7 protein-coding genes, 1 tRNA gene and 1 pseudogene are annotated in these 9,106 nt (G+C 41.1%); 2 read left to right on the forward strand and 7 right to left on the reverse strand.

Annotation, left to right across the window (positions count from 1 at the left end; all coding sequences use genetic code 11):
• Positions 1–4: 4 nt before the first annotated feature.
• Complete coding sequence (locus K1I43_RS12310; RefSeq protein ID WP_220382672.1) at positions 5–1,558, forward strand: recombinase family protein; 1,554 nt, start codon at positions 5–7, stop codon at positions 1,556–1,558.
• Here the strand turns inward: K1I43_RS12310 and yhbH are convergent.
• From yhbH to queG, 5 genes are all read right to left on the reverse strand, one after another.
• A complete protein-coding gene (yhbH, locus tag K1I43_RS12315) occupies positions 1,555–2,724 on the reverse strand; it encodes a sporulation protein YhbH (RefSeq protein ID WP_035064553.1) in 1,170 nt (389 codons plus the stop codon). The genes K1I43_RS12310 and yhbH overlap by 4 nt on opposite strands.
• A 220-nt stretch (positions 2,725–2,944) precedes the next feature.
• Positions 2,945–4,840 (reverse strand): PrkA family serine protein kinase, encoded by a 1,896-nt coding sequence (locus tag K1I43_RS12320; RefSeq protein WP_009373577.1) that lies wholly within the window; start codon positions 4,838–4,840, stop codon positions 2,945–2,947.
• Positions 4,841–5,121: 281 nt separating this feature from the next.
• Positions 5,122–5,595 carry a tRNA (uridine(34)/cytosine(34)/5-carboxymethylaminomethyluridine(34)-2'-O)-methyltransferase TrmL gene (gene trmL / locus K1I43_RS12325; RefSeq protein ID WP_009373579.1) on the reverse strand — a complete coding sequence of 158 codons (474 nt, stop codon included), beginning with the start codon at positions 5,593–5,595 and terminating at the stop codon, positions 5,122–5,124.
• An 11-nt stretch (positions 5,596–5,606) separates the two neighbouring features.
• Positions 5,607–6,464, reverse strand: a complete 858-nt coding sequence (locus tag K1I43_RS12330; protein ID WP_021095672.1) for an amidase domain-containing protein — start codon at positions 6,462–6,464, stop codon at positions 5,607–5,609.
• Between the two features lie 57 nt (positions 6,465–6,521).
• Positions 6,522–7,658, reverse strand: a complete 1,137-nt coding sequence (queG, locus tag K1I43_RS12335) for a tRNA epoxyqueuosine(34) reductase QueG (RefSeq protein ID WP_136260386.1) — start codon at positions 7,656–7,658, stop codon at positions 6,522–6,524.
• A gap of 60 nt (positions 7,659–7,718) precedes the next feature.
• On the opposite strand from queG, the gene K1I43_RS12340 reads away from it, so the two are divergent.
• Positions 7,719–8,381: a B3/B4 domain-containing protein gene (locus K1I43_RS12340; protein ID WP_205597798.1), complete on the forward strand. Its 663-nt coding sequence runs from the start codon at positions 7,719–7,721 to the stop codon at positions 8,379–8,381.
• A gap of 80 nt (positions 8,382–8,461) precedes the next feature.
• On the opposite strand, the gene K1I43_RS12345 is transcribed toward K1I43_RS12340, so the two are convergent.
• Positions 8,462–8,535: transfer RNA gene (locus K1I43_RS12345), tRNA-Gly, on the reverse strand.
• Between the two features lie 300 nt (positions 8,536–8,835).
• A pseudogene (locus K1I43_RS12350) lies at positions 8,836–9,106 on the reverse strand (IS4 family transposase); the annotation flags it as partial.

Here is a 9,106-nt window from a genome sequence, read left to right on the forward strand (position 1 = left end):
TTTTATGTACAGACCAACCAACCTCGATGTCTTTATTTATCTTCGTAAAAGCCGCAAAGATATTGAGGAAGAGAAAAAGGCAGCCGAAACAGGCGCATCATATGACACGCTACAACGCCATCGTGACACCCTACTTGCTGTTGTGCGAAAAGAAGGACATAACATCATCGACATCTTTGAAGAAGTCGTTTCTGGGGAGTCGATTGCTGAGCGACCGGAAATTCAAAAGTTGCTTCGGGAAGTCGAATCGGGCGTTGCCGATGCTGTGCTGGTCATGGACATTGACCGTCTTGGCCGCGGTGATATGCTCGATCAAGGGATTTTAGACCGCGCATTCCGCTACTCTGGTACAAAAATTATCACACCAACAGAGGTGTATGATCCCGAATCAGAAACATGGGAATTGGTGTTTGGAATTAAATCTCTTGTTGCTCGCGAGGAACTAAAAACAATCACCAAACGCATGCAGCGCGGTCGCCGTGCTTCCGCAGCTGAAGGAAAATCTATTTCAAAAAAACCGCCATATGGCTATCTTCGCGACGAAAATCTCAAGCTGTATCCTGATAAAGAAACCGCATGGGTAGTCGTGAAAATATTCGAGATGATGAGAGATGGACATGGTCGCCAAGCGATTGCTGCCGAGTTGGACAAACTTGGTGTAAAGCCGCCTGATGAAAAACGAGAATTTTGGTCTCCTTCGAGCATCACAGCAATCATAAAGAACGAAGCCTACATGGGACACATCATTTGGGGCAAGGTGAAGTACGTCAAACAAAACGGAAAGTATAAACGCAAAAAGATGCCACCAGAACGCTGGCATGTGAAAGAAAATGCTCATGATCCGCTCGTATCAAAAGAATTGTGGGAAGCAGCGAATAAAGCCCATACAGCGCGTTGGCGACCGTCTACGGTCGAAAGTAAGGTATTATCCAACCCTCTCGCTGGATTGCTTAAATGCGAGGTTTGTGGCTATACAATGTGGTATCAGCCGCGTAAAGATAGACCTAATGCTCTCATTCGTTGTGCAAACCCTAAATGTAAAGGAGTACAGAAAGGCGCTTTGCTCCCTCTTGTAGAAGAACGCATATTGCAATCACTCGCTGAATTCGTTGACCAGTTCGAAGTGCAGGAGCAAATGCTTGAGAAAAGGGAAAAACAATCTGTTATTCCACTCAGACAAAAAGCGCTTGAGAAAAAAGAAAAAGAACTGAGAGAACTGAATGTGCAGAAAAACAACCTCCACGACTTCTTGGAGCGAGGAATTTACACAATCGAGGTGTTCCTAGAACGACAGCAAAATATCGTAGCACGTATCAAACAGACACAAGAGGAAATCGAGCAGTTGAAACAGGAAATTGAAAAAGAACAGCTTAAAGAAAAGAACATCAACGAATACGTTCCTGCTGTAAAAAAAGTACTGGAGGCGTATCATCAAACAGATGACATCGAAAAGAAAAATCGCCTTCTCAAGTCGGTGCTTGAGAAAGCGACATACTTGCGGAAACCAGAATGGACGAAAAAAGATCAATTCATAATACAAATTTATCCTAAAATCTAGCGCGAGGCAACAGCCTCCTTTTTTTGTGACGAGAAGAAATGCTTCAACGCCTGGAACACATCAGATTTTTGCTTTAAAATGTAATAACTAAAGCGTTCGTCTTTAATATTTTGATACGCCCTCATAAGTGTAGAGGGTGTACGATTGTACTGATTCACTTCTCCATATCCAAACATATTCGATACTTTCATTAACTCTTGCACAAGTTTAACGCAGCGAGCGTTATCAGATGTTAAATTATCGCCATCGGAAAAATGGAACGGATAAATATTATATTTTGTCGGTGAGTATTTTGTTTCAATCACTTCTAGCGCTTTGCGATACGCTGATGAACAAATGGTTCCACCGCTTTCTCCTTTTGTGAAAAATTCTTCTTCCGTTACGATTTTTGCCTCGGTATGATGAGCGATAAAAACAATATCGACTGTTTCATATTTCGTGCGCAAAAATCTCGTCATCCAAAAGAAGAAACTTCTAGCCATATACTTTTCCCATACGCCCATCGATCCGCTCGTATCCATCATCGCAATAACAACCGCTTTCGAATCTGGCTTAATGACTTCATTCCACGTTTTAAATTTTAAATCTTCTGGATAAATTGGATAAAAGCTTGGATTACCACTTAATGCATTTCGTTTAAACGCAGCCATCATCGTTTTTTTCTTATCAATATTCCCCATTAATCCCGTTCGACGAATATCATTAAATTCGATATGTTGAACAACATGATCTGCGTGTTGCTTTTTCTTTAAATCCGGAAGCTCCAATTGACTAAACAAAGCTTCCTCTAGCTCCATTAAAGACACTTCCGCTTCGTAATAGTCTTGCCCAGCTAGATCACCTGCTCCTTGCCCTTTGCCTGGTCCTTTTTGACCGTCACCAGAACCGTCGCGCGCAATCACATCGCCAACTTGACTGTCCCCATCGCCTTGGCCGACATGTTTATTTTTGTCATAGTTATAACGAATTTTATATTCATCTAACGAACGAATCGGTATTTTTATGACATCGCGACCATTAGACATAATAATGCTTTCTTCTGTAATTAATTCACCAAGATTATTTTTAATCGCTTCTTTTACCTTTTCTTCGTGCCGTTTTTGATCATCGTGGCCTTTTCGATGGAGGGACCAATCTTCCTTTGACACAATGAAGTTTCTACTCATTTTTTCCCCTCCTACAATGTAAAATAATGATGCACACTTTCCTGTTTCCTCGCATACACTATGTTGGCTTTGAAAAATAATGAATGAATGGTTGGTTACTTTATCCTATGCAGCGATCGAAAAAAATTGACAAATGATTTCGAAAATTGCTCGAATCCTTTTCCATTGGACAAGCCTGTTTTCTAAGATGATGAAACAAAGCATGCCAAGTGCGGCATGCTTATCTGTTTAATAAACTTCCGACATAACGAAGCAGCTCATTTGCCGAAGTGGAATTATAACCGTACTCGTCAATTAAACGAGCGACAACTTCATTAATTTTCTTTAGTTGTTGTTCATCCGGTGTTTTTGTTGATGTCGTAATTTTGACGATGTCTTTTAAATCGGCAAATAGCTTTTTCTGAATCGCTTCGCGCAACCGTTCGTGTGAATTATAATCAAAACGCTGGCCTTTGCGCGCATATGCCGAAATACGAATTAAAATTTCTTCACGGAACGCTTTTTTCGCATTTTCCGAAATGCCAATTTGCTCTTCAATCGATCGCATTAACTTTTCATCTGGATTCATTTCTTCTCCCGTTAGCGGATCGCGAATTTTTGCTTTATTGCAGTATGCTTCCACATTATCTAAATAATTGTCCATCAACGTTTTCGCCGATTCTTCATACGAGTAAACGAACGCTTTTTGCACTTCACGCTTTGCAATTTCGTCATATTCTTTTCGTGCAATCGAAATGAAATTTAAATAACGTTCCCGATCTTCTTTTGAAATAGACGGGTGATGCTCTAATCCTTCCTTCAATGCTCGTAATACATCTAACGCATTAATGGACGGCACTTCTTTTCGAATAATACAAGACGAAATGCGATTAATGACATAGCGTGGATCAATACCGCTCATTCCTTCGTCTGGATGTTCTTTTTTCAATTCCTCTACATCGACTTCATTAAATCCTTCGACAAGCTCGCCGTCATACAAGCGCATTTTTTTCACAAGGTCAATATCGCCACGTTTCGGCTCTTTCAAACGCGTTAAAATTGTAAACATCGCGGCTACCCGTAACGTATGTGGGGCAATATGCACATCGGCCACATCGCTTTCACGAATCATTTTTTCATAAATACGTTCTTCTTCTGACACTTTTAAGTTATATGGAATTGGCATAACGATAATGCGCGAATGAAGCGCCTCGTTCTTTTTATTCGCAATAAATGAACGATACTCTGTTTCATTCGTATGCGCAACGATTAATTCATCGGCACTAATAAGCGCAAAACGTCCTGCCTTAAAGTTTCCTTCTTGCGTTAAAGAAAGCAAATGCCATAAAAACTTTTCATCGCACTTTAACATTTCTTGAAATTCCATAATGCCGCGGTTTGCTTTGTTTAACTCCCCATCAAAGCGATATGCGCGCGGATCCGATTCTGACCCATATTGAGCAATCGTAGAAAAATCAATGCTCCCTGTTAAATCAGCAATGTCTTGCGACTTCGGATCTGACGGGCTGAACGTCCCGATTCCAACACGCTTATCTTCTGAGAAAAAGATGCGTTCGACCATCACATCTTCAATGCGACCACCATATTCTTTTTCAAGCCGCATCATATTTAATGGCGACAAATTTCCTTCGATACGAATACCATACTCTTTATAAAACTCGTCGCGCAAATGGTGCGGGATTAAATGAAGCGGATCTTCGTGCATCGGACATCCTTTAATGGCATATACAGCGCCACGATCCGTATATGAGTACGCCTCAAGCCCTCTCTTTAACATCGTCACAAGCGTCGATTTTCCGCCGCTTACTGGTCCCATTAACAACAAAATACGCTTTCGAACATCTAAACGTTTAGCAGCTGGATGAAAATATTCTTCTACAAGCCGCTCTAGCGCTTCCTCAAGTCCAAACAATTGGCCGCTAAAAAAGTTATATTTTTTCTTTCCATCTATTTCTTCTATCCCTGCATCTTTAATCATATTGTAAACGCGAGAATGAGCAGACTGAGCTACCCACGGCTTTTCTTTTACGATTTCCAAGTACTCCGCAAATGTCCCTTCCCACTTCAATTTTTGTTCTTCTTCTCTATATTTTTGTATTTTTTTCAAAATGTCCATACACGGACCTCCTCCACCTTTGATGTCTAGCGTCATGATTAATACCATATGTATGCAAGGATGTCCGTAATCATTCGTGAAAGTATGACTTTCATCTCAATGTACAATTAAGCTATAATGAAAGCGTGGACATTTTATTGTCACTTCATAAGGGAGGAGATTTCATATGAAAACGCTTCTTGTTCTTGGCGTTATTTTCGCCTTCTTGGCTGCGATTTTTACAGCAGGATATAACGATAAGCCGGAAGTAAAAAATTAAGCGACTTTCATTCGAAAGTCGCTTAAAATACATTTGGAAAGTTTTGTTGTCTTAACGCCTCGTACACGAGAATGGCCGCTGTGTTCGATAAATTGAGTGAGCGAACGTATTCGTTCATCGGAATGCGTAAACAACGTTCCATATTGTTTTCGATTAAGTCTTTTGGCAAGCCGCTCGTCTCGCGACCGAAAACGAAAAAGTAATCTTTCGTTTGATCACTATAGTCAAACGATGTGTAATATGTTTGACCAAACTTTGTAATAAAGAAAAATTCTCCTTCTTTATATTTATCAAAAAGCTCTTGTAATGAATCGTAATAGTGAATATCTACATATTCCCAATAATCTAATCCGGCACGCTTCAACATTTTGTCATCTGTTGAAAATCCGAGTGGACGAATTAAATGTAACGACGTTCCTGTTGCTGCACATGTACGTGCAATATTGCCCGTATTCGCTGGAATTTCTGGTTGATATAAAACAACATGTAAAGCCACATTCTTCACTCCTATATATGATCAATAATATGAAAAAACTTATATTGAATATTCGGCGTATAAGCTGTGGAATCTTCATACGACCAATAACGCATGCGACTATTGGACGTATGGGCATTCACCAGCGGCATCCCTTGTTTATCTTTTGCGACGACGATCGTCGTATGATCAAATCGCCCGTCCCCTTGAAAATCATAACAAATGACATCACCAACAGACAACTGTTCCGGTGATTTTTTTTCAACAGCTTGAATGCCTGTTTTCGATCCGCTTAAATACCAACGAAACGCGTGTGCGACCGTCCACGTATAGCTCCAGTCGTTTTTGCGCGTCCACCATCCTTTTGTTTTATTTGGATAGCCCATCATCGGAATGCCGCCCGCATGCAAACATTGTGAAACAAAATTTGTACAATCAACAGGAAATGTATGAAACGCTGGATTATAATCGTTCCACCATATTTCAGCATACCGGACTGCTGCTAGTCGATCATACGTATAACGGATGCGTTCACCATCGTCTTGTTCATTTCTTTTCTCTATTTGTTCTGTTTCAATGATCGGCAAAACAAATTGATCGCTCACAAGCTCACGTTTCTCAAATATCGCTTCGCGCACCTCTTGTTGTTCCTCAACATACATCCATCCGCTTTGCCAAATGAAAAAACGAAAATGAACAACATAACGCACAAACGTATACGGAGCAAGGTGCTTTTTTTCGATGATTGTACCTTTTCCTTCACATTTCACAAGCTTTGCATTCCGCTTCGCCAACAACTTTCTTTTTCGTTCCATTTCTTCATCAGACACGTCGCTGACAAAAAAATGACGAATGCGTTCATAAAGGAGATCGTGCAGTTGTTTTCTCATTCCGTTCCCCACTTTTTCGTTTTTTATTACGTTATGTCATAAACGGACGAAAAACAACTACACGTTTTCAAGCATCGCTAACGCTTTGTCGATTTCGCGAATAACGTCTTCATCTTGTTCTCGTTGTTTCGCTTGTTGGAGCATCGGCACAACTTTACGATTTCCGATTTTTCCAAGCGCCCACGCGGCCGTTCCGCGAATGACTGGGCGTGAATCTTCTCGAAGCAACGTGAATAAATCATCAATTGCACTTTCATCTTTATAGTGGGCTAATGCAATGATCGCATTTCGTTGAATCGGTTTTTTTCCACGCCATGCGCCAGATATATGTCCAAATGTTTCTTTAAACTGACGATTGGTCATATGAAGAAGCGGTTTTAATAAAGGCTTCACAACCTCTGGATCCGGTTCCATCTCCGGATGAAAGTGAAAGTCTTTTCCTTTATTTTTCGGACAAACAAGTTGACACGTATCACATCCATACAGTCGGTTTCCGATTTTATCGCGGAATTCATCAGGGATAAACGTTTTCGTTTGCGTTAAAAAGGCAATGCACCGCTGGGCATTCAACTGTCCGCCTTGTACAAGCGCTCCTGTCGGGCAAGCATCAATGCAGCGCGTGCATGTCCCACATTCGTCTTCAATTGGCGTATCTGGAGGAAATGGGATATTCGTGATCATTTCACCTAAATAAACATACGAACCAAATTCATGCGTAATAATCGAGCAATTTTTTCCACTCCATCCGATCCCTGCCCTTTCCGCTACCGCCCGATCCGCCAATTCCCCTGTATCAACCATTGATTTCACTTTTGCATCTGGTACGCGTTCTAAAATAAATTGCTCTAATTTTTGCAGCCGCTCGCGCAAAATGACGTGATAATCTCGTCCCCAAGATGCTCGACAAAAAATTCCCCGACGCTCTTTTTTTGTACTTTGTGGAGCATTTTTTAATTTTGACGGATATGCAAGGGCGATAGCGATAATAGAACGTGCTTCTGGAAGCAATAAAGATGGGGTTGTCCGCTTTTCAATATCAGGTTCTTCAAATCCTGATTGATAGCCAAGTTGTTGCTGCTGACGCAACCTTTCTTTTAACTCAAAAAACGGATCAGCACTTGCAAAACCGATTTTATCAATGCCGATCGTTCGGCTATATTGAATGGTTTCTTCCTTTAGTGCTTCAACGTCCATCTCCCATCCCTCCTTTCCACTTTGTTTATGTTACAATGTAAAGAAAAAGGAGTGAACGATATGTTAACCATTTGTGACAACATTAAACAACATGTTTCTCATTTTAAAATTGGAGTGCTTACATATGAACACATCGTCGTCGGGCCATCTCCTAGCATGTTAAAAGGGAAACTTCGTCAATTTCAAGAACTGTTATATTTTGATATGGAACAAACTCCGTTAGCTGAATGGCCGGAAGTGAAAGAATGGCGGTCTGTATTTAAACAAATAGGCACAGATCCGAGCCGATACCGTCCATCATCGGAAAGTTTGCTTCGACGCGTGCAGAGACAAACATTTATTCCATCCATTCATTCAGCAGCTGATGTCAATAACTTTTTTTCCTTATATTATAAACTACCAATCGGTATTTATGACCGAGATCATCTCATAGGAGATATCGTGATCACGATCGGTACACAAGCAGATGAATATATCGGCATCAATGATCGCACAACGAATTTTGAACGAAAACTTGTCTCAAAAGATGCCAAAGGAGCATTCGGCAGTCCCATTGTCGACTCAAAGCGAACGATGGTTACGGAACAAACAACACATGCAATTCAAATCGTGTACTTTCTCCCATCATTTACAGAAACACAATGCGAACAAATGCTACAAGCGATGAAAGAGATGTTTATCCAAATTCACGGCGGTACAGCACATGCACAACTCGTTAAATAATGTATGCGGGGCAAGCGAAATAAAAAAACGCAATGCCCCGTTCATCTTCGAAACGAAACACTGCGTTGTCCCCGTATGTATGGAGCGGGTGATGGGAATCGAACCCACGACATCAGCTTGGAAGGCTGAGGTTTTACCACTAAACTACACCCGCATAGCAACTTACTTCTTCTCTATGACTTTTCCCACGCTCAACTATGCCTCTTCCTCTACTCGCTTATTCAACGATGATGGATGCGTCGAGGCAACTCGCTGATTACTCGACGATGTGCCGCTCGTGGCTGAGGTTTTACCACTAAACTATACCCACATGCAGAAAAAGTAGAAATTTGTCGAATAAGATGCAAAAATAAAAAACAGGAATCCCTGTTTCGTAATTACGTTTTACATTATATCGACTTCCGTAGGACAAGTCAATACTCTTTTTACAATTATAAATTTTCATGAGTGTTGATTATCCAAAATTATACATACGCCTTCCATAAATTTGGGCATACTCAAACAAAGCAGCGGCCATCCCGGATTTCCAATCGAGAGGAAGCTGCCCAGAGAAAAAACGGCGAACGAACGAAATGAAGGAAAGAGAGACGTTCGTCTGTTTTTTGGTTTGATCATACAGCCATCGCAGCAACACATACGCGATGAACGCCGCAAACAGTTGGTTGTATACCGCATTTTCCGTCGTGCCAAACAAGGTCGGGACATTCAGATATTGCTTCACCCAA

Origin of the sequence: Anoxybacillus sp. ST70 (assembly GCF_019553625.1) — a bacterium.
GTDB lineage: Bacteria > Bacillota > Bacilli > Bacillales > Anoxybacillaceae > Anoxybacillus > Anoxybacillus gonensis.

Coding starts and splice junctions, on each gene's coding strand:
- K1I43_RS12310 (WP_220382672.1), top strand. CDS start 5: ATGTACAGACCAACCAACCTCGATGTCTTTATTTATCTTCGTAAAAGC.
- K1I43_RS12330 (WP_021095672.1), bottom strand. CDS start 6,464: ATGAGAAAACAACTGCACGATCTCCTTTATGAACGCATTCGTCATTTT.
- yhbH (WP_035064553.1), bottom strand. CDS start 2,724: ATGAGTAGAAACTTCATTGTGTCAAAGGAAGATTGGTCCCTCCATCGA.
- K1I43_RS12320 (WP_009373577.1), bottom strand. CDS start 4,840: ATGGACATTTTGAAAAAAATACAAAAATATAGAGAAGAAGAACAAAAA.
- K1I43_RS12340 (WP_205597798.1), top strand. CDS start 7,719: ATGTTAACCATTTGTGACAACATTAAACAACATGTTTCTCATTTTAAA.
- queG (WP_136260386.1), bottom strand. CDS start 7,658: ATGGACGTTGAAGCACTAAAGGAAGAAACCATTCAATATAGCCGAACG.